General features: G+C 63.3%; 17 protein-coding genes. 4 read left to right on the top strand and 13 right to left on the bottom strand.

Annotated elements, in window-relative coordinates; genetic code table 11:
• Positions 1-16 precede the first annotated feature (16 nt).
• From JST30_05550 to JST30_05510, 9 genes are all read right to left on the bottom strand, one after another.
• The gene (locus JST30_05550; GenBank protein ID MBS1713784.1) at positions 17-2,110 is read right to left on the bottom strand and encodes a hypothetical protein; all 2,094 of its coding nucleotides are present in this window, start codon (positions 2,108-2,110) and stop codon (positions 17-19) included.
• Positions 2,107-2,811 carry a hypothetical protein gene (locus tag JST30_05545; GenBank protein ID MBS1713783.1) on the bottom strand — a complete coding sequence of 235 codons (705 nt, stop codon included), beginning with the start codon at positions 2,809-2,811 and terminating at the stop codon, positions 2,107-2,109. The genes JST30_05550 and JST30_05545 overlap by 4 nt, the downstream gene beginning before the upstream one ends.
• Before the next feature lie 265 nt (positions 2,812-3,076).
• Complete coding sequence (locus JST30_05540; protein ID MBS1713782.1) at positions 3,077-5,851, bottom strand: hypothetical protein; 2,775 nt, start codon at positions 5,849-5,851, stop codon at positions 3,077-3,079.
• Entirely contained in the window at positions 5,852-6,607 is a 756-nt protein-coding gene (locus JST30_05535) for a hypothetical protein (GenBank protein ID MBS1713781.1), read from the bottom strand.
• Positions 6,604-7,242, bottom strand: a complete 639-nt coding sequence (gene pilO / locus JST30_05530) for a type 4a pilus biogenesis protein PilO (GenBank protein ID MBS1713780.1) — start codon at positions 7,240-7,242, stop codon at positions 6,604-6,606. Before pilO ends, JST30_05535 begins: the two co-directional genes overlap by 4 nt.
• Positions 7,239-7,835, bottom strand: coding sequence for a PilN domain-containing protein (locus JST30_05525; protein MBS1713779.1), 597 nt, complete (start codon positions 7,833-7,835; stop codon positions 7,239-7,241). Before JST30_05525 ends, pilO begins: the two co-directional genes overlap by 4 nt.
• A 15-nt stretch (positions 7,836-7,850) precedes the next feature.
• Positions 7,851-8,939, bottom strand: a complete 1,089-nt coding sequence (pilM, locus tag JST30_05520; protein ID MBS1713778.1) for a type IV pilus assembly protein PilM — start codon at positions 8,937-8,939, stop codon at positions 7,851-7,853.
• Positions 8,929-9,396 (bottom strand): helix-turn-helix domain-containing protein, encoded by a 468-nt coding sequence (locus tag JST30_05515; GenBank protein ID MBS1713777.1) that lies wholly within the window; start codon positions 9,394-9,396, stop codon positions 8,929-8,931. The genes pilM and JST30_05515 overlap by 11 nt, the downstream gene beginning before the upstream one ends.
• A complete protein-coding gene (locus JST30_05510) occupies positions 9,393-10,139 on the bottom strand; it encodes an AAA family ATPase (protein MBS1713776.1) in 747 nt (248 codons plus the stop codon). The genes JST30_05515 and JST30_05510 overlap by 4 nt, the downstream gene beginning before the upstream one ends.
• Before the next feature lie 206 nt (positions 10,140-10,345).
• Between JST30_05510 and JST30_05505 the strand changes: the two genes are divergently transcribed.
• Positions 10,346-10,753 carry a hypothetical protein gene (locus JST30_05505; protein MBS1713775.1) on the top strand — a complete coding sequence of 136 codons (408 nt, stop codon included), beginning with the start codon at positions 10,346-10,348 and terminating at the stop codon, positions 10,751-10,753.
• A 62-nt stretch (positions 10,754-10,815) separates the two neighbouring features.
• Here the strand turns inward: JST30_05505 and JST30_05500 are convergent, their stop codons facing one another.
• The 3 genes from JST30_05500 to JST30_05490 all read right to left on the bottom strand — a co-directional run bounded on the left by JST30_05500 (position 10,816) and on the right by JST30_05490 (position 14,306).
• Complete coding sequence (locus tag JST30_05500; GenBank protein MBS1713774.1) at positions 10,816-11,109, bottom strand: hypothetical protein; 294 nt, start codon at positions 11,107-11,109, stop codon at positions 10,816-10,818.
• 78 nt (positions 11,110-11,187) lie between these two features.
• Positions 11,188-12,711 (bottom strand): bifunctional phosphoribosylaminoimidazolecarboxamide formyltransferase/IMP cyclohydrolase, encoded by a 1,524-nt coding sequence (gene purH / locus JST30_05495; protein ID MBS1713773.1) that lies wholly within the window; start codon positions 12,709-12,711, stop codon positions 11,188-11,190.
• The gene (locus JST30_05490) at positions 12,708-14,306 is read right to left on the bottom strand and encodes a hypothetical protein (GenBank protein MBS1713772.1); all 1,599 of its coding nucleotides are present in this window, start codon (positions 14,304-14,306) and stop codon (positions 12,708-12,710) included. The genes purH and JST30_05490 overlap by 4 nt, the downstream gene beginning before the upstream one ends.
• A gap of 56 nt (positions 14,307-14,362) precedes the next feature.
• On the opposite strand from JST30_05490, the gene JST30_05485 reads away from it, so the two are divergent.
• Positions 14,363-15,571, top strand: a complete 1,209-nt coding sequence (locus JST30_05485) for a hypothetical protein (protein ID MBS1713771.1) — start codon at positions 14,363-14,365, stop codon at positions 15,569-15,571.
• On the opposite strand, the gene ribA is transcribed toward JST30_05485, so the two are convergent.
• On the bottom strand, positions 15,568-16,767 hold the full coding sequence (gene ribA / locus JST30_05480; protein ID MBS1713770.1) for a GTP cyclohydrolase II: 1,200 nt from the start codon (positions 16,765-16,767) through the stop codon (positions 15,568-15,570). The two genes, JST30_05485 and ribA, sit on opposite strands and share 4 nt — an antisense overlap.
• Before the next feature lie 255 nt (positions 16,768-17,022).
• Between ribA and JST30_05475 the strand changes: the two genes are divergently transcribed.
• Both JST30_05475 and JST30_05470 read left to right on the top strand, forming a co-directional pair.
• Positions 17,023-18,657: a CTP synthase gene (locus JST30_05475; GenBank protein MBS1713769.1), complete on the top strand. Its 1,635-nt coding sequence runs from the start codon at positions 17,023-17,025 to the stop codon at positions 18,655-18,657.
• Positions 18,658-18,725: 68 nt separating this feature from the next.
• Positions 18,726-19,714: hypothetical protein (locus JST30_05470; GenBank protein ID MBS1713768.1), on the top strand; the 989-nt coding region annotated here is incomplete at its 3' end.

Genomic DNA, 19,714 nt, shown 5'->3' with positions numbered 1-19,714 from the left:
GAGGACGGCCTTGACTTTACTCCTGGCTCGGATCGTCGTGCGTGATCAACAGGATCTCCCAGGCGCCCCGGCCTTGGGTCGCGGCGACCAACCTGTTGTTGACCGCGTCCAACCTGAGGTCGATGACGGCGCAATGCGGCATCCCGTTCCCGAAGCGCGTCCAGTGCGAGCCACCGTCCGAAGACCTGTAGACCCCTGCGTCCGTTCCGGCGTACAGGACGACCGTCCCCAGCCGCCGGTCGATTTCGACGACGTTCACGGGGACATCCGGCAGGTCGCCATCGATCGGTGTCCAAGTCGTACCCCCGTCCGTCGTCTTGCGGACCTGGTCCGTCCCAAAGTTGGAGACCGCCAGATAGACGGTGTTCTCGTTCGTCGGATCGATACTGATCTCCCGGGTCGTCCTGGGCCAGCCCGGCACGTTGGTCAGCTTCTTCGTGAACGTGGCGCCGCCGTCGATCGACCGACTGACGTTCCCGTCGGTCGTCGCGAGCCAGACGACGCTCGGGTTCGACTTAGAAATCGCAAGGGCCCGGATCGCACCAGAACCGTTGGTCACGTCGGCACTGATCGCCGACCATGACGTGCCGCCGTTCGTACTGCGGTAGACGCGGTGCGTCCCGAGCAGAATGCGGCTGGACGTAGTGGGGTCGACCTCGATAGGCGTGAAAAAGGCGGCCCGGTCTCCACCGTTGATCCCACTTCCGGCGGCGTTCCATGTCCCTCCCGAGTTCGTGGAACGGTAGATGTTGCCCGCACCTTGGAACTGACCGAATTCGCGCGAAGGGAGGTTCGGATCGATCGCCGTATAGCCGCCGTCTCCGCCGATGTAATTGCCCCAGGTCTTGGTGTCGGTGCTCCTTTGCACCGTACCGTTGTCCTGCAAGCCTCCCAAAACAAGGAACTTGTTGACAGGGCTCAGCGAAATCGCCGCATAGAACTGCGTGATGCCCAGCCCTGCATTGAAGTTCGTCCAGGACGAGCCGTTGTTCGTCGATCGGAAGAAGCCTCCGTCGCACCCGGCCAAGAGCCGCCCTGAAGCGTCCCAGGCTACGGCATGGTTGTCCACGTGCTGCGGCGTGATGAACGAGAACGTCGTCCCGCCGTTCGTCGTCCGCATCAGGTCGTAGCCGGCGAAGACGGCCGTGTCGGCGTTCGTCGGACTCACGCCGACAGCACAGAGGTACCAGCCGTACGTCGCTTGGAAGTCCCCGACGGGCACGCTCGTCCACGACGTTCCACCGTTGACGGACTTGTAGCCGCCGAGCGTGAAGCCGTTGTTCCCTGCAGCGTCGCACTTGTTCACGAAAAGTGCGTAGACGCGGTTCGCGTCCGTCGGCGCGGTCGCGATCGAGATCCTCCCCACGTTCGCCGACGGCAGTCCTCCGGCCAGTTTCGACCACGTCGAGCCACCGTTCGTCGACTTATAGATGCCGTTCTCGGTCGCACCGAACGGACGGCCGATGGCCGCGAAGAGCGTGTCCGGGCTGCTGGGTACAAGGGCAAGGTCGGTCGCGGCCTGGTTCGGCAACCCGCCTGCCAATTGCGTCCAGTTCACTCCTCCATCGGTCGACTTGAACACCCCATATGGGCCGTCCTTTTGAGGATGCCCTTTCGCCGCTGCTTTCTCAGGGAACCCGCCCGCCGCTGCGACCGCCGCATAGAGGACTTGAGTGTTCTGCGGATTGATGACGATTTTGGAGACGGTGCGCCCGGCGAAGGATCCGGCCCCGTTCAAGGTCCACGTCGCACCGCCGTCCGTACTCTTCAGGATCCCTTGGCCGTAACGGCTGTGGTTGGCATAGTTGGCCTCGCCCGTACCCACGTAGACCACGTTGTCATCAGTCGGGTCGATAGCGACGGCTCCGACCGACGTCGTCGCCGTGAAGTCGGTGACGTTTTTCCAGTGCGACCCGCCGTCCGTCGTTCGCCAGACGCCTCCGTCAGCACCCCCCACGAAATACTTGTTCGCGTCGGTCGCGCTACAAGCGATCGCCGAGACCCGGCCTGTGAACCCGCCGGAAATCGGCGAAGGCCCAAGTTCGCGCCAGGTCTGAGCGGAAACGGACGAAGCCAATGAAACGGCGACAAGCGCTGTGAGGGTCTTCACCGACCCGCCTCCTTCCGGTCCGGGACGCTGAAACAGAGAGTGGCGGTATAGACCGCGTATTGGGCTTCCGGATCGTTCTTCAGGGGACGTGCGAACGTACACGAAAGACCCCAGGCTCCGGACTTGTCCGGACTCAACTTCAATCCGCCCACGCCCTTATGCGAAAGTTCCATTCTGCGGCCCGACGTGAAATGGGTCGCTTCGATTTCGATGTCGTCGGCTTCACGCCCTCTCTGCGCGACTTCGAACTTGATGTCGGCGCCTGGCGGCAAGCGGGTCGGGTCCATAAGGGGCCGGATCTCGGCCGCAAGCCCTGACTCGGCCACGGCGACGTGCGAGGCGGGATCGTCGTCGACGTTCCAAGCGGTCCGGACGATCGCGACCGCCGTTCGGAAGTGCCTGACTTTGACCGTCGCCGATCGCGGTGGGCGTCCCTCTTCCAGGAGCCGCCCGAGCTCGGCCGCGCCTATGTCTTCCAACCGAGGTTCAAAATCGATTCCGATCAAGACCGCACCTGGAGCCGGAACCGGCGGACTGAAGACCTTCTGCGGGTCGAGCCATTCGTCGACCGTGTCCCGGTTCTCTTGGACGAGCCCGGTCTTGACGAAGGCCCAACGCACCGGATTGTCCGACCATGCGACCGTCGCCGCAGTCGGGCCGTACCCGGCCTTCAAATCGAACGAGGCCGATTTCGCGGTCACGGCCGCTGATTTCGGCACGAGGAAAAGCGGCTCGTCGGCATGCGCCGATGCGGGCGCGCAAACCGCGGCGAATAGGGCCAGGCGACTTGAGAAACTCCAGAGCATAGGACACCGGTCTGGTCGTCAAAGTGTACCGGTCGCTCCCGGTTCTGACCGTCGTCGTCCTCCGATCCGGTATTGATACCGTCGATCGGTCGGCGCGGGCTCACGAACGACGGCCCGCCGCGTGATGCGGCGGGCCGTCGTGTTTCCGGAAGGGCCAGGCTCAGCCTTTGCCGTTTCCGTTGCCCATGCTCTTCTTATAGTCGCCGAGCGGATCCGGAGACCTCTCCGAAGCGGTCCGCGGGGACGCGGCCGTCGGGCGGTTCTGGTCCGTGACCTCGACCGCGGTCAAGAAGAACACGATCTCCGTGCGGACCCGGCTGTTCGAGGTCTTGCCGAAGAGCCTGCCGATGATCGGAAGGTCCTTGAGCCAAGGGATGCCCGAGTAGTTCTTGATGTCCTGATCCAAGATCAGTCCACCGATCGCGATCGTCTCGCCGCTCTTCATGTTCACGAACATGCTGCTCATGCGGTCGCTGGTCTGAGGCAGCTTGCCGCCGTTCGGCACGTCGAGGAACCCGGTAAGGAGCGTGAAGTTCTGGGTCAGGTCGAGGGCGATGGCGCCCTGGTCGCCGACGCGGGCCTTGATGTCGAACTGCGATCCGACCTGGATCTCGTCCGTCACGACGGTCACGCCGTTCTGGCTCGACTGGATCGACTTGACGTAGCGCACGGTGTCGCCGACGAACAGCTTCGTCTGCCGACCGTCCGAAACGAGAGCGTTCGGTCGGGCGATCAGGTTCCTGTTGTTCGCAATGCTGTCGAGTTGGGCCGTGAAGTTGGCGCTCCCGACCTTGACGTGGCCGCTCAAGGCGCCGCCGCCGAGACCGTTCGAGCCCGTGATGACGCCCGACTTGCCGAGGCTGAGGCTCCAATCGATACCGAGCTTCAGCGCGTCCTCTTTGGAGAGCTCCATGACCCTCATTTCCAAGGCGATCTGCCGGGGGGCGATGTCGACCTTGGCGAGGTACAGCTTGGCTTCCTCGATCGAGTTGCGGGTCCCGCGCAGGATCAGGCGCATCGGTTCGCGGCCGATGATCTTCTTGAGCTTGCTCTCGTCGCCGGCTTTCTGCGGCGCGCCGTTCTGGCCGTTACCGGCATCGGTCGGCGCTTCTTCCTTCTTCGACTCGCCTTCGCCGAGCAGGCCCGGCGTCACGTTGTCGGGGACCACGGTCACCCAGAGGTCCTTGAAGCGGCCCTTGAGGTCCTGAGCAGCAATGATGGGCTCTAGGTACTTCAGCTCGACGACCTCGTAGTCCTTGACCATGTCGGCGACGTCGTCGATGTACTTGATGCCCAGCGGCTTACAGAGCTCGCGGTCGAGGGCGACGGCGAAGCTCTTCAACGTCGAAAGTTCCTGGTCAGGACCGATCATGAGGAGGAACTTGGTCGACTCTTCGCCGACGGCCAGTTCCTTGACCGACGTCTCGGTGATCGAGTAGTCGCTGGCCCTGGGGTTGCCCATGAGCAGCTTCTCGATCATCGACTTGATCTTCTGCGTCTGACCGCTTTGGATCGGGATCGCGACCGTGCCCGTGCTGTTCGAGCGGCTCAGTGAGAAGCTCGCCGCGATCTCGATGTCGAGCTTGCGGACGTAGTCCTCGACGGCGCTCAGCCGGTTCGGATCGCCGACGATCATCAGATAGAAGGCGCGGCCGTTCATCTTGGGAGCGACCGACGGGATCGACTCCCCACCTTGTGGCGGCTCCTGTCCGTTCGCCTGAGGATCGACCTGGCCTTCGCCCGTCTTGCCGTTCTGCGGCTGGGCCTGTCCGGCGCCCGAAGGCTGCGTGACGTCGTTCTGGCCTGGAACGATGATCTCGTAGTATCCGTTCCGACCGTCCTGGGGGATCGCCTTAACGGTGGCTTCCTTGATCTTCTCGGCTTCGCCGCTGACCAGGTTGACGACCTTGGTGCGGTAGTTCTCGGAACTGCGCTCCATGATCTGGCGCATCGCCGAGGAGAACGAGGCCGACGGCGTCACCACGAACGTGTTGCCGATCCGGGCGTACCGAAGGCCGCCCATCGCGGTCACGTACGACAGCGCGCTTTCCAGGTCGATGTTCGACAACGAGATCGTCAGCTTGACGGGCTTATCGGTCGGGCTCACGTCCGGGGACGTGATAATGTTGACGCCCGCTTGGATCGACAGGGCCTTCAGGATCTGGACGATGTCCGTCCCGACGAAGTCGAGGGACACGTTCTGGTTGAACCGTTGGGGGGCGCCTTTGTCCTCGTTTCCAGGACCGGCGGCAGGAGCCGGCTTGGGCGCCTTGACCGCGGCCTGAGCGGTCGTGTCCTGCGACGTCACCGCTCCCTTGGCGCCGACGAACGGGTCGGGCAGCACCATGGTCGCAGGCTCCTTCGTTTCGATCGCCGCCTTGACCGGGACGATCGGGCCCTGAACGGGGACCGTGGTCGGTTCCGAAGGCTGCGACGGCGTTGCGGTCACGTTGCCGGTCAAGAGCTTTTCGGCTTCGGCCATCAAGTCTCGGTCGGCTTGGTGGAGGTCTTTGACAGGGACGGTCTGGTCCGTTCCCGCCAAGTTCGGCACCGCCAAAGCGGCAGCCGCACCGAACGAGACCGTCCAGACACCGTTGGTCTGGGTCAGGACGGGCTCGGCCGTGGGAGAGACCCGGAAGTGGACACGGACGATCGGCGGCTTGGACTTGTACCAGACGTACTGCACCGACTTGACGTCGGCGTGTCCGATCCTCTGGCTGCCCGCCTTGCCCGCAAGGTGCGCGTCGAACTCGACGATGTACGACGTGTTGTGGTTCACGCGTATCGTCCGCGGGTTCGACAGTCCCTCGCCCTTAATGACGATCTGGAGGCCGTCGCCGACCTTGTTGGTTTCGATTCCGGTCAGCTTGGCCTGTCCCAGGGCGGAGGTCGCCAGGAACGCGAGGAGGCCGACCGTCAGGGTGTTCTTTTTCATTTACTGTCCCTCCGAAAGGCGCAAGGTTTTGTCCTTGCCCTTGTGACGGATGCGCACTTTGCCTTTCTCGACCCCGGTGACCGTGCTGTCACCGTCGATCGAACCGCCCAACGGGACCAGGCGCTGGTTACCGTTGTCGTCTTCGAAAACCGCCATGGGCTTTTTGCCCACGATCACGCCCTTCACCTGATAAGCGAACTCACCGGGCTGGCGAAGCGGAGTCGCACCCTGGAGCACGACGGGCCCGCCTTGTTGGTTGCCCATGCCGTCAGGCAACGGGTTCACCGGAGGAACGTCCCCCGAAATCCCCGGACCGCCGTACGACCGGCGCGGACCCTGGTAGGTCGGTGCCGGTTTCGTGCTCTTCGGCGCCTGTTCCGGCATGTAGGCGTTCGGATCCGTCGTCTGTCCGGTCGTAGCCACCTGTTGCTGGAAGGGGTCCCGCTTCGGCAGCGGGTCTTTCACCATCGCGAGCAGCATCGCCTTCTGAGGGTCCATCTCCTTCTCAGCCGCCTTGTCGGCAGGCTTTGAGCCCGACTCGGACGTTCCGCCTTTGGTCGGCTCGGATGCTTGAGACGTCGTCGGAGCCTCTTTCCCGGTCGGCTTGCCGCTTCCTGTCGAAGTGGACGCCGGCTTGGCCGTCGTCGCGGCGCTGTCCGTACCGCCCCCGCCCTTCGGCAGGAACTGGAAGGCGCCGACGCCGACGAGAACGACGGCTAGGCCCGCGATGACCAGTGTCTTCTTCTTGTCGTTCACGATGTTTCACCCGACCGGTCGTTCCCGGTCTTGTCCGCCTGCGCCATCGGGAAGAGGTACGCCTTGATGCGGACCGTGGCGTCGAGCACACGGACGTCTTGCCGACCCGATTCCTTCTCCGACGTCGCCCGTTTCGGCTGAAGGGCGACCGTCTGGACCGCGAGGATCTTTGGGAACTTCTTCAGCGCGTCGACCATCGACATGACGTCCGCGTAGGTTCCGCGCCCGTTGATGTCGATGCTCATTTCTTGGTAGGCGGCCTTCTTTTCGCCGCCCTTCTTGTCGTCGTTGGACTTGCCCGCCTTTTCTCCGATCACGGGCCGGACGCCCGTCACTTCGATCCGGTGGTCTTTCCCGAGTTTTTCGAGCTCTGTCAGAAGGGTCGGGACATAGGCCAGGCTCGGCACGGACTGCTCCAAATGCTGAAGCTGACCCTTGTAGTCATCGACGACGAGTTGAGACTCGGCGACGCTCTTCTTCAGCTCGGCCTCGTCCGGGACTTCGGCCTCCAGGGCCAAGTACCGGGCCTTCGCTTGGTTGCTCGCACCGTTCGCCCAGTACGTCGCTCCTCCACCGGCGAGGACGACGACGGCGCACAGCATCACGATCGTTCGGACCGATGTCGTCTTGTTCACGATTCCTCCTTCTCCCTGATCTTCTTCGTTTCTCGGGAACCTGCCACGAACGCGCTGATCTCGAACTCGAGGACGCGCTCCTTGTCCGACTGCTTCTCCTGAATAAACTTCAGGGTCACGGCTTCGAGATCGGGGCAGGCTTCGAGACGGAGCAGGAACTCGCCCGCTTCGTCGTGGTTCACGCTGTTGCCCTGGAACGTCAAGTTGGTCCCGGAGTCAGACCCTGTGGCCTGCGCACACCGGATGTTGTTGAGCCAGACGTTCTTCGGAACGTTGACCGTGAGGTGGTCCATGATCCGGCACCACTGTTCGGTCGACTTCGTCGCGCTCGTCAAAGTCGTGAGCTTAGGCTCCATGACCAGCCGGTCACGTTCGTTGCCCTCGAGCTGTTGAAGCAGCGGCTGGAGCTTCTGCTTCTTCGCCTCGAGGACGGTCGACATGACCTGGAAGCGCGCCGCGTTGAACAGGAAATATCCGGCCGCTAGGAACGACAGGGCGCTGAGGCCGATCGTCGTCACGACCGCGAGCCGGACCTGGTGGTCCCTCTTGCGGACGACGAGCCTTTGCTCGTGGATGAGATTGATCAATGGCATGTTCAGTGCTCCTGGCTAAGCCGCCTTTGCGAACGGGCGCATGGCAAGGCCGATCGCGACGGTCCAATCAAGTCCGCTCCCCAAGTCTTCGTTGCCGCCGAAAGCGAAGCGCGGATTGTCCAAGACCCCTTGCGACACGGTTTCGATCCCCAACTTGTGTCCGACATAGTCGGCCATTCCGTGGAGGGCGGCTCCGCCTCCGCAAAGGATCAGCCGCGAAACGGTGTTCGACTGTCCGGCTTCGGTCTGTTGCGACTGGTAGTAGTTCAACGAGCGCCGGATTTCGCGGATCTGGTCGTCGAGGAACGGCTGGATGACCCGGATCGGCGGGTTTTCCGTCGGTCGGTCCGGATCCAGCAGCGAGGTCAGGTCGAGCTGGGCTTTGCCCGACTCGGCGTCCTCGTCACTGAGCTTGAAATAGCTTTTGAGGGCATCGGTCAATGTCGATCCGGCCTGAGGGATGCTGCGCGTCATCGCGAAGACGCCCTTCTGGACCACGCTGACGTTGGCCGTATGGGAGCCGATGTCGATGATCGCCAGCGTCTCGTCCGAATCGGCCGCGTCGGGAGCGGCCTCGATCAGTGACCGATAGGCCGCGAAGGCCTCCACGTCGACGATCTCGACTTCCAGACCGGCCCCTTCACAGGCACGGATCCGGCTTTCGACGATCTCCTTGGGCGCGGCGACGATCAAGACCTCCATGTGGTCATCATCGGCCGGCCCGACGATCTCGAACTCGATGTAGCTGTCTTCGATGCTCGACGGTACGTACCGGCTCGCCTCGAACTTGATCGACTTGCGAAGGACGGCTTCCGGCATGTTCGGGATCCGGACGCTCCGGACGATCACCGAACCTCCGGAAACGCCGATGACCGCGCTCGTAGCGGCGAGCCGGTTGTCCTTCAACATCTGGCCGATCGCGGCGGTCACCGCTTCGACGTCCGTCACGACGCCGTCCTGGATGGCTCCTTTCGGCGTGGGGTACCGGACCGCGCGGACGACCTTCCAGCCGGCCTGCGTCCGTTCCATCTGGACGGCCTTGATCGTGTTCGAACCAAGGTCGAGCCCGATGAAGGACTTGTTTCGGAATAGGCTAAGCGACATTCTGGTTGTCCTCCTCCGGTTCGGGGTGTCCGACCGTCACGGCGAGCCACTCGTCGAGGTTCGACTTGAGGAACCGCCATTTGCCGTCGATCTCGACGGCGGGGATTTCGTTCTCTTCGGCCATCTTCGAAAGGGCCTGTGGCCTGACGCGCAAGTAGTGCGCGGCTTCGGCCAAGGTCAATACGGTGTGCTGGCCGGTCATCACGGCGCGAAGCAGGTTCGACGTCTGCTCGGCCGTCATGAACAGCTCGATCCGGACGCAGTTCCCGCCGAGGACCGCCGCGTTCGGCGCTTCCGGTGGCGCACCGAAGTTGACCGAAGCCTGCGGTTCGGCAGGTCGGTCGACCCGGCCAGGGTCCGGTTCCATGAGTTTCGGCTGGAAGGCCTGCGGGAGTTCGCCGATCGTAGGGATCGACCCCTCTTGCGCGGCTTTCCGAATGGCGTCGGCGAGGTTCATGCCGCCACCCCCGTGTACTCTTCGGCGACTTCGTGCATGAGGAAGGCGTCGATCATCTCTTCCTTCCGGGCCATGGCCATCAGGAGCCCGTTGTCGGCCAGTTGGCTGACGACGCGGGGCACGCCCTTAGAAATTTGGTGGATCTTGTGGACGGCGTCGGGCGTGAACGGGTTCTTCTCACCCGTGTAGCCCGCGACCCGCATCCGGTGCAGGATCATCTCGCCCGTGTCGTAGACGTCAAGGGGTTTCAAGACGTGGCGGACGGACAGGCGTTGTTCCAATGCCGGGACCTTGGCGATCTTCGGCCTCAGCTCGGTCTGGCCCAAGAGCAGCAAGCTCAGCAAGAACTGGTCGTTCATCTGACAGTTCAGCAGGAGCCTGAGTTCTTCGAACGTCCCGAGCGACTTGATCAGGTGGGCTTCGTCGACCAGGACGACGATGCGTCGCCCTTTGTCGTAGTACTCCAAGAGGGCGAGGTGCAGGCGTTGGACGAGGACCTGTCGGTTGCGGCTCGTCGCGTCGATGTCCAACTGGTCCAGGATCTCTTGCAGCACTTGTGTGGGCGTCAAGATCGGGTTGACGATCATGACGACCTTGTACTGAACCGGATCGAGCGTCTCGATCAGCTTACGACTGATCGTGGTCTTGCCCAACCCGATGTCCCCTGCCAGCATTGCGGCCCCCTTGTTCCTCGTGACCGCGTAATGCAACATCATCAACGCGTCTTCGTGTGCCCGGCTCATATATAGAAATCGAGGATCGGGCGTGAGCGTGAAGGGCGGCTCGTTCAGTCCCCAGTACTGCTCGTACATGCGTTTGGCTCCGGTCTTGCGACCCGGTATTTGTTTCGGTAGATGCGGGACGCAACTTGAGGGGCGGCTCCAAGGTTTCAGCCTGAGGACCTGCAAAGGGCTTCAGGTTCCGCCTCGCGGAACGCTATCCTCATCGGATGCGCGTGGGATCGATAAGGGAGGCGGGGAGAGCGCTCGTGACCGTGGCCTACGCGTACACGGCGATGCCGGTCCTTCTCGCCGTCGTCGCCGCCACCGTCACCTCCGGGCAAAGCCGAGAGGGGGCAGGGATGTTCCCTGGGCCGGTGCTGTGGTTCATGGCCCTCGCCGGGCTCGTCGTGTCATGGAACATCGTCCGTCGGACGACCCAGCGTCCGACCGCTCCGAAGCCTGTGTTCCAGGCCTTCTTGGTCTCCTTCGTCGCGGCCGAGTTCCCCGTCCTGGTCGCCTTCATGAGCGTCCTCCTCGGCGGGCCGCTCAAGGACTACATCGGCGTCGCCGCGATGGCGACGGTCTACTTCGTGGTCGTCGCCTTGCCCGCCGCCCGCCGCCTCTCGCAATCCTAGGAAGCGGACGAAAAGAGCCCCGGTGCGCGGCACCGGGGCTCTCGGAAGGGAACTTTGAGGGTTTAGCCGCCCTGGACGCCTGCCTTCATAGGGCCCGAAGGAGCACTGCCGCCCGGCGCGCCGCCGCCCATGCGGCTCCCCGCGCTCGCTGGGGCACCGCCCTGCTGGTCCTTGGCCGCAGGAAGCTTGTTCGCCATCGAGACCGCGCCTTCGGCGGGTTTGGCGGCCGAGACGTTCACAGGCGTCGGATCGGCCGGCTTCATGACGGTCCGCTTGCCGAAGAAGAAGTAAGCCACCGAACAGAGCGCCAAAAAGACGGCGACGATGATGACGATGAGGTCGTTCTGGTTCTTCAAACTGGGCTCCTGTGCTTGAGACGCATTGTAGCAGATGCTCGGTTCGCGGGAAAAGTCACAGGAGACCCTAAAGCAGGTTCAGTGCCGAAAGTGCCGGACTCCGGTCAGCATCATCGCCAGGCCGAGTTCGTCGGCCTTGGCGATGACGTCCGGGTCTTTCTTGCTCCCGCCCGGTTGGACGACGGCAACGATGCCCGCCGCCGCTGCGGTCTCGATACTGTCCGGGAACGGAAAGAAGGCGTCGCTTGCCAAGACCGCGCCCTTGGCCCCTTCGCCGGCCTGGTCTAAGGCCAGCCGGACGGACTGGACGCGGTTCATTTGGCCTGCTCCGACTCCGAGCAACCGGTCTTTCGAAGCGACGACGATGGCGTTCGATCCCACGTGCCTGACCAGGGTCCATGCCAGCCTCAGGGCTTCCGTTTCTTCCGCCGAAGGCTCTTTGGCCGTAGCACACGTCCATGGCGCTCCGAAATCTTCGTCGGAGTCTTGGACCAGAAGTCCGCCCCGGACCGAACGGACGGACAGGAACGGAGTCGCGGGAGCCGCGACGGCCTCCAGTAGGCGGACGTCTTGACCCCAACCCGAACGCTCGCGGAAAACATCGAGCGCCTCAGGATCGAACCCCCGGGCGACGACGACTTCCAGGAAATTGCCTTTCGACGTCATCGCTTCCGCCGCTCGGGCATCGACGACACCGTTCAATCCGACGATGCCACCGAACGACGACACCGGGTCGGACGCTTTGGCCGCGACGTAACTCGCTGCAAGGTCGCCGAGCGAAGCGGCGCCGCACGGGTTCGCGTGCTTGATGACCACACACGAACCTTCCGGCAGGTCGCAGACGAGTTCCCATGCCGCGGCGGCGTCCAGGACGTTGATGTAGCTCATGTCCTTTCCCCAAAGCTTTTTGGCCTGGGCGACGCCGCCTTCGGTCAAGGGGTCGACATAGAGCGAAGCGCTTTGATGGGGGTTCTCGCCGTAACGGAGCCGGGGCGACGACCGCCACCCTAAGGTCAACGTCTCCTGGTCGGCGACGTCCTCGGTCAAGTACCGGCTGACGAGGGAATCATAGAAGGCGGTGTGACGGAAGGCCTTGGCAGCGAGGCCTTTCCTCAGGTCCTGGACATCGTCGCTTTCGAGCGCGCTAAGGACGCGACCATAGTCGTCCGGGTCGACGACGACCGTCACGTTCGCAAAGTTCTTCGCCGCGGCACGGACCATGGCCGGGCCCCCGATGTCGATCGATTCGACGGCTTCCTCAAGGGTGCAGCCGGACTTAACGGTCTGTTCGAACGCATAAAGGTTGACGCAGGCCACCTCGATCGGGCGGATCCGCGCGTCGTCCATCTGATCCCGGTGGTCCGGCGACCGAAGGTCGCCGAGCAGTCCGCCATGGATCATGGGATGCAGGGTCTTGACCCTGCCGTCTAGCATCGGCGGAAAGCCCGTTACGTCTTGGACGTCGGTGACCTGGATGCCGGCTTCACGCAGGGCCTTGGCCGTCCCCCCGGTGCTCACGATGTCGAAGCCGAGCCTAACGAGGCCGGAGGCAAAGTCGATCAACCCTGATTTGTCGGTCACCGAAAGCAGGGCGCGCCTCAATGGCCCGTGCCCCCGGTCGTCTCGCCTCCCGTCGTTGCCGGCTCGGTCGCCGTATCGGCAGGTTTCACTTTGACCGTGACGGTCGACGTCACGGGAACGCCTTCGTCGTCGTACACGACCAGCTTGAACGTCCTGTCCGCCGTCACCGTGAACGACTTGCTTCCCGTAAGCCTGTCGTTGGCCACCGTGACCTCGTTCGCTTGGTCGATCACGGTCTTATCCCCGCCTGAATAGAGTTCGATCTTGGCAGCGCCCGTCAGGACGAAGGACAGCGTGGTCGTCCCACCTCCAGGTTCGAATTCCAACGGCGTCGCGGAGAACTGCAGGATCTTGGCCTTACTTTGTTTGATGACGTTGACCGTGACCGAACTCTCGACCTGGTCGCCCGCCGAATTGAACGCCTTGACCGTCAGTCGGACCTTTCCGACGGTGTCCGCGACGAGCTGGATGCTCTCCTCTTTGACGTCGAGGTCCCGTTGGGCCGGGTGAAGGACGGCGCGCGTGACCGAAGGCGAGAACTTGTAGTTGAGCATGTACGGTTGGCCGAGGTCGACCTGCTTCGGTTCGACGCTGATCTGCTCGATCACAGGTTTCGGGACTTGGACCGGTGCCAGGACCTTGATCAGCTTGCTCGTATCCTTCGTCGCCTGGTCCCCGTTCACGGCCGTCAACTCGACCAAGTAGTCCCCTGGAGTGTCCGGCGTGAAGACGGTCTGACCGTCCGGGAACAGCCTGTCCTTCGACCAGTTCCCGACTTGAATCTTCACGGACGTGGCCCGGGAGGCCTTCCATTTGATCTCTACCGGTTGCCCGACCGTCACCGTATCGGCGGACGTGACGAGGCTCTCGATCTTGGGTGGTTTCGGCCAATAGACGACCCATGCGAACAGGGCGCCGATGACGACGAGCAGCATGAGGAACGTGCCTGGCGTCGCCAAGGCCCGCTGCTCGATCTGTCCCGTGCCCGCCGCGGCCACGGCCGGGTTGTCGGTGCTCCTGGCCGTCACCGTGAAGTTCTGCAACCGGGAGTTCGCCAACAGCGAACTCTTCGTCGCCGCGACGGTCAGGCTGAGAGAACGTTGTTGACCCGGGGCCAAGGTCACCTGGTCCGCATCGAACTCGAACGCGAACATCGCTTCGGTGTCGGTGGCGAACATCTGCAGGGTCTGCTCCCCGTTGCCTAGGTTCATCACCGTCACGTCAAACCGGGTCGAACCGGAGAACGGGGACACCTTGCCCCGTTTCGGTTGGACGTCAAGGCTGAAACTGGAGAACGGCTTGACTTCCAGCGCGCACTGGGCGCTTCGGACGTCGCCCGTCTCGAGCGACCGGACCTTGACGACGAACGGATACACGCCGGCCGTACTTTCCGACTCTCGGGGCGGCTTCAGAAAGATCCGCTCTGTCCGCGCCTCGCGTGCTTCGAGTTGAAAGCTGGGGACCGGAACGGCCGCCCATCGAGGATCCAGGCCCTCGATCTCGATTTCGAAGCGGTCGGCCGAGTCCGTCCGGTTCACGACCTCGATCGCGACCGGCACCGTCGAACCCGGCTCCACCTGGCACACATCGCTGGCCAACTGGACCGCAAAACTCATGTGAGGCGAGTTTAGCAGACGCCCCGGGCACCTCATGGCCCGACGTAGAATGGGCCGTGCTCACGTGGATCGCCGCCCTGGGGTTCGCGACCGTCACCGTCCGGACGGCCGATACCGACATCACCCCTCCGGACCTACTGCCGCTCGGAGGCTATACGGCGCGCAAAGGGGCGGTCGCGGAAGCAGGAGGGCACAGGCTCTACGCCCGAGGAATCGAGATCGGCGACGTGACGGTCGTAGCCTTAGACATGCTCACCGTACCGGACGGCTTCTTTCAGGCGGTCTCGGACGAACTTTCGAAGGGCCAGGAAGGGCGGGGCAAGGCCCTTTGGTTGGTAGCGACCCACACTCACTGCGCCCCCGACAGCCAGATGCTCAACCCTCAGATGACGTTCGCGGTCCCCGGGATCGCACCGTACAGCGAACGGTGGTTCCGTTGGTACGTGGCGCGGACGGTGGCTGCGGTCCAAGCGGTCCGGACGGCCCCGGTCCGCGCGGTCCACGGACTGTCCCTCCGGAGGTTCCGTGCGGACCTGAACCGAGGCCGCCGTCCCGGAGCGAAGCCGGACAAGACGGGTTGGGTGCTCGAAGGCGACGGCCGCCCGCTCTTGGCGTCCTATCCGGCCCATGCGACCATCCACGACGAGACTTGGAACAGGACGGACGGCGATTGGCCGACCGTCTTGGCCGACAGGCTGGACGCTCCCGTGATCCCCGGAGCGATCGGAGACGTGTCCCCGCGGGCAACAGGCCCAGGGCCTGTGGAAAAGTGCCGAAACTTTGTGGAAAGTTTCCTGCGCAACATGTCTTGCGACGTGCCCGTCCCCGTCCTTTCGCCAGGGGCCTCGCCAGAGTCTGAGGACGTCCGTTGCACGCTCGACCCGCCGGTACCGCATCCGACGTTCGCCAAGTCGTATTCTGTTCCGGACGCCCTCGCTCAGGTTGTAATCGGCAAGTTCGCACAACGGTCGGCCACCCTACGGCTCGTCAAGATGGGCAAGTTTCTCCTCGTCGGAATACCGGGCGAACCTACGGCAGAGGTGGGTCGGCGGATCCAGGCCGTCGCCCGGAAGGCAGGTTTTCCACATTGTTTGGTGGTCAGCCACGTCGACGGATGGATCGGATACGTCTTGACGCCCTCCGATTACGACCGCGGCGGCTATGAGGCCACATTGTCCTTTAACGGCAGGTCGACGTCCGAGAAGATCGTCGAGTGCCTGTCGTCGGCCCTTTCTCCGAAAGCTACGGTCCGGAGAGGAATCTAAGGCAGCAAGTGTCCTAGCTTCTCTTTCTTGGTCTCGAGATAACGGCCGCTGTGATCGTTCGGCTCGGCGACGATCGGGACGAACTCCACGATCTCGAGCCCGTGGCCCGTCAATCCGGCACGTTTAGCTGGATTGTTCGACATCAGCCGCATCTTGCGGACGCCAAGGTCGATCAAGACCTGCGACCCGAGCCCGTAATCGCGAAGGTCCGGCTTAAAACCGAGGGCCTCGTTCGCCTCGACGGTGTCCAACCCTTGGTCTTGGAGCTCGTAGGCCCGGAGCTTGTTCACGAGGCCGATACCCCGGCCCTCTTGAGCGATATAGAGCACGACGCCCGAACCGCTCTCCTCGATCTTCTGGAGGGCGAGCACCAGTTGGTCTCCACAGTCGCACCGCAGGGACCCAAGGAGGTCGCCTGTCAGGCACGACGAGTGCACCCGCACGAGCGTCGGAACTTCCGGATCGATCGCGCCCTTGACGATGGCCAGGAACGGATGGGGTTCGACTTCGGTCTCGTACGCGTACAGCGTGAACCGGCCGTGCTTTGTCGGAAAGTCGATCGGGCCTGCCACGCGTTTGACGAGCTGCTCGTGGTTCCTGCGGTAAGCGATCAGGTCTGCGATCGTCGTGATCTTGAGCCCGTGGCGCCCGGCGTAAGCCTGGAGGTCCGACATCCGCATCATCGTGCCGTCCTCGTTGAGGATCTCCACTCCGACCGCGACCGGCTGTAGTCCGGCGAGCAAGCAGAGGTCGACCGCCGCCTCCGTGTGACCGGCACGCCGCAACACCCCGCCCTTTTCTGCGCGGAGCGGGATGACGTGGCCCGGCCGCAAGAGGTCGCTCGGAAGGGACGAAGGGTCGCAGAACACTTCGACCGTTCGCGCGCGGTCGGCCGCGGACACGCCCGTCGTCGTCCCGTGCCGGGCGTCCACGGTCTCGGCCATCGCCGTTCCGAGCCGGGCCGTGTTCTGCTTGGTCATCATGGGGATGCCCAGACGTTCGAGGCGCTCCGCTGTCGTCGGAATGAACGGGACGCCACGGCCGTACCGGATCATAAAGTTCATGTCTTCTGCGGTGCACTTCTCGCCCGCCATGATCAAGTCGCCTTCGTTCTCCCGGTCGGGATCGTCGACGACGACGACCATTCGACCCGCTTTGATCTCTTCGAGCACTTCCGGAATCGACGCAAACGCCATTTCTGAGCCGATTCTACGACGGGCCGACACCTTCGGCACGGGAGACGGGCCGTCCGGCAGGCCGATCCCCGTAAAGTCCCTGTGCCGCTGGGCCGAACGACGGCTCGGCCCGCCTCGTCAAGCCCTGAGGGCGGTGCCTCCTTCGAGAGCCGGGCCATGCCTCGCGATGAGAAATCCCGTATAATTCGAGAGGCCCCCTCACCCTTTGCTTCGTCCCGACGCATGGGCTCGTTCGAGGAAGCCTCCGGTTGTCCTATGACGAAGTACATTTTTGTGACGGGCGGCGTCGTTTCGAGCATCGGCAAGGGCATCACGTCGGCCTCGCTCGGGAGGATCCTTCGCAACCGGGGCTGGGTCGTCGCCCCGATGAAGCTCGACCCGTACATCAACGTCGACGCCGGGACGATGAACCCGTTCCAGCACGGCGAGGTCTTCGTCACGGACGACGGCACGGAGACCGACCTCGACCTGGGACATTACGAACGGTTCATCGACGTCTCGTGTTCGTCCGGATCGAGCGTGACGACGGGCAAGGTGTACCGGAACGTCATCGACGCCGAGAGGCGAGGCGACTACCTCGGCGGAACGGTCCAGGTCATTCCCCACGTCACGAACGAGATCAAGCGCGCGATCGTGGACCTTGGTCGGCAGCAAGAAGCCGACGTCGTCCTCGCCGAAATCGGCGGCACGGTCGGGGACATCGAGTCCCTCCCGTTCCTTGAAGCCATCCGTCAAATGCGAAAGGACTTCGGGAAAGAGAACACGCTGTACGTCCACGTGACGCTCGTCCCCCAAGTCGGCCCTTGGCACGAGATCAAGACAAAGCCGACGCAGCACAGCGTCATCAAGCTCCGAGAGATCGGCATCTCCCCCGACGTGCTCGTCTGCCGGAGCGACGTCGCGATCGGCCACGACGTGAAGGAGAAGATCAGCCTGTTCTGCGACGTCCCGACCGACGCCGTGGTCGAGAGCCTGAACGCCGAAACGATCTACGAAGTCCCGCTGATGTACGAAGAGGCGGGATTGGGCGACCTCGTCGAAAACCGGCTGGGCCTTGAGAACCGTTCGGCCGACCTCAGCGAGTGGCGCAAGATCGTCGACAAGATCAAAGCCCCGTCCAAGCGGTGCTGCATCGCCGTCGTCGGGAAGTACACCCAGAACGGAGACTCGTACAAGTCGATCGCCGAAGCCCTTATCCACGCGGGTGGCGCCCACGACACCAAGGTCGAGATCCGTTGGGTCGAGAGCCAGACGTTGGAGTCTACGATCGATCCTGCGACCCTTTTGGGCGACGTCGACGCGGTCATCGTGGCCCCAGGGTTCGGCGACCGTGGTATCGAAGGCAAGATCCGCGCGATCCGGTACGTCCGTGAGAACGGCATCCCGTTCTTCGGGATCTGTCTGGGCCTCCAAATGGCGGTGATCGAGTTCGCCCGGTCGGTCTGCGGACTGGAGGGAGCGAACACCACCGAAGTCGACCCCGACGCCCCCTATCCCGTAATCGACTTCATGCCCGATCAGACCAAGGTCAAGACGAAGGGCGGCACGATGCGGCTGGGGAGCTACCCGTGCAACATCGCGAGCGGATCGTTGGCCCACAAGCTGTACGGCAGTACGAGGATCGAGGACCGTCACCGGCACCGCTACGAGGTGAACAACGAGTTCCGGGAACTGATGATCGAGAAAGGCCTGGTCGTCTCCGGAGTCTCCCCGGACTATAGGCTCGTCGAAATGGTCGAGTTGCCGTCGCACCCGTTCTTCATCGCGACCCAGGCCCATCCCGAGTTCAAGTCCCGTCCGAACCGGCCGCACCCGTTGTTCCTGGGGCTCGTCCAAGCCGCCCTTGACAAACGGGCCGCGAGCTTGGTCGAGAATTCGACCGTCGCCTAGTCGCCATAACCCCTCGATAAACCGCCCCTGCGAACATCTCTCCGGTCATCAAGACCAGAGAGGAAACCATGTTCAAGAGAGCCTTAGCACTCGGACTTCTTTCACTCGTCGCGCATGCGGCGATGGCGGCCTATAGCGCGGAAGCGTTCAACAACGCCACGATCCAGATCGCCGGCCCGCGACAAGGGACGAACGGCAAGAACTTTTTCAACATCGAAGGCGAAGGGAACGCCGAGAACTTTCGGAGCTGGGGGGCCGCTGACTTTCATGGGACCGACTTCAACATCGGGATGCCGGTCAACGACGTCACGGACTTCAAGATCGTCCTGACGGAGGCGAACGCCGCGTTCACCCTTCCCGGAACGGTCAAATTCTGGATCTCGACCGATACGGTCAACTCCATCGACCCGGGTACGTCGCCCTTTGTCTGGCAGAACGACGTGACGCCGGACGGTGCGGGAAACCAACTGCCGACGGTGTTCCTTGGCAGCGGTCAGTTCAATACGACGGGCAACGCGAATTCGGGGCAGGTGGACGCCTTCCCGTGCACGCTGAGCGACCAGGCCAAGTCGATCTTGATCGACGCGCTCAATAACGGCAAAGACATCCGGATCGTGGTCACGCCCGACTCGACCGACCCCGACTTTCTGAACGTTGCGGCCACGTTCGCGGGGTTCTCACATAACACGTATCAAGGTCCGACGCTCGAGTTCGAAGCGAGCATGGGCTCGACCACCGAGATCCTGGCCCCGGTCAACGGAGCGGTCTCGATCGGCAAGTCGAGCTCGGGCGGCTTTGGCGACACAGCCGTCGCCGACGGCGTGTCCTGGCGCGTCTGCAAGTTCGTCGTGACTTCGGCGACATCGCCGATCGTCCGGGTCCGGTTCGACTACACCACGACCAAGACCGCCCCGACCGCGATCGACTGGGCCGTGACGGCCAAGATGGTGCACAGCGGGACCTTCAAGGTCCAGCTCCTGTTGAGCCACGACCCGAACAACCCGAACAACAACGCGGGTTACGACGTGATCTTGCCGCAGACGGCGATCAACACGAC

The organism is Armatimonadota bacterium (genome assembly GCA_018268395.1).
GTDB lineage: Bacteria > Armatimonadota > Fimbriimonadia > Fimbriimonadales > Fimbriimonadaceae > JAEURO01.
Note: the sequence above shows the minus strand (reverse complement) of the source record. Positions and strands in the feature narration are given on the sequence as shown.

Excerpts from the sequence above, each read along its gene's own strand:
- ribA (MBS1713770.1), bottom strand. The coding sequence starts at position 16,767 with ATGGCGTTTGCGTCGATTCCGGAAGTGCTCGAAGAGATCAAAGCGGGT.
- JST30_05515 (MBS1713777.1), bottom strand. The coding sequence starts at position 9,396 with ATGAACCTCGCCGACGCCATTCGGAAAGCCGCGCAAGAGGGGTCGATC.
- JST30_05505 (MBS1713775.1), top strand. The coding sequence starts at position 10,346 with ATGCGCGTGGGATCGATAAGGGAGGCGGGGAGAGCGCTCGTGACCGTG.
- JST30_05510 (MBS1713776.1), bottom strand. The coding sequence starts at position 10,139 with ATGAGCCGGGCACACGAAGACGCGTTGATGATGTTGCATTACGCGGTC.
- JST30_05475 (MBS1713769.1), top strand. The coding sequence starts at position 17,023 with ATGACGAAGTACATTTTTGTGACGGGCGGCGTCGTTTCGAGCATCGGC.
- JST30_05490 (MBS1713772.1), bottom strand. The coding sequence starts at position 14,306 with ATGAGTTTTGCGGTCCAGTTGGCCAGCGATGTGTGCCAGGTGGAGCCG.
- JST30_05525 (MBS1713779.1), bottom strand. The coding sequence starts at position 7,835 with ATGCCATTGATCAATCTCATCCACGAGCAAAGGCTCGTCGTCCGCAAG.
- pilM (MBS1713778.1), bottom strand. The coding sequence starts at position 8,939 with ATGTCGCTTAGCCTATTCCGAAACAAGTCCTTCATCGGGCTCGACCTT.
- JST30_05540 (MBS1713782.1), bottom strand. The coding sequence starts at position 5,851 with ATGAAAAAGAACACCCTGACGGTCGGCCTCCTCGCGTTCCTGGCGACC.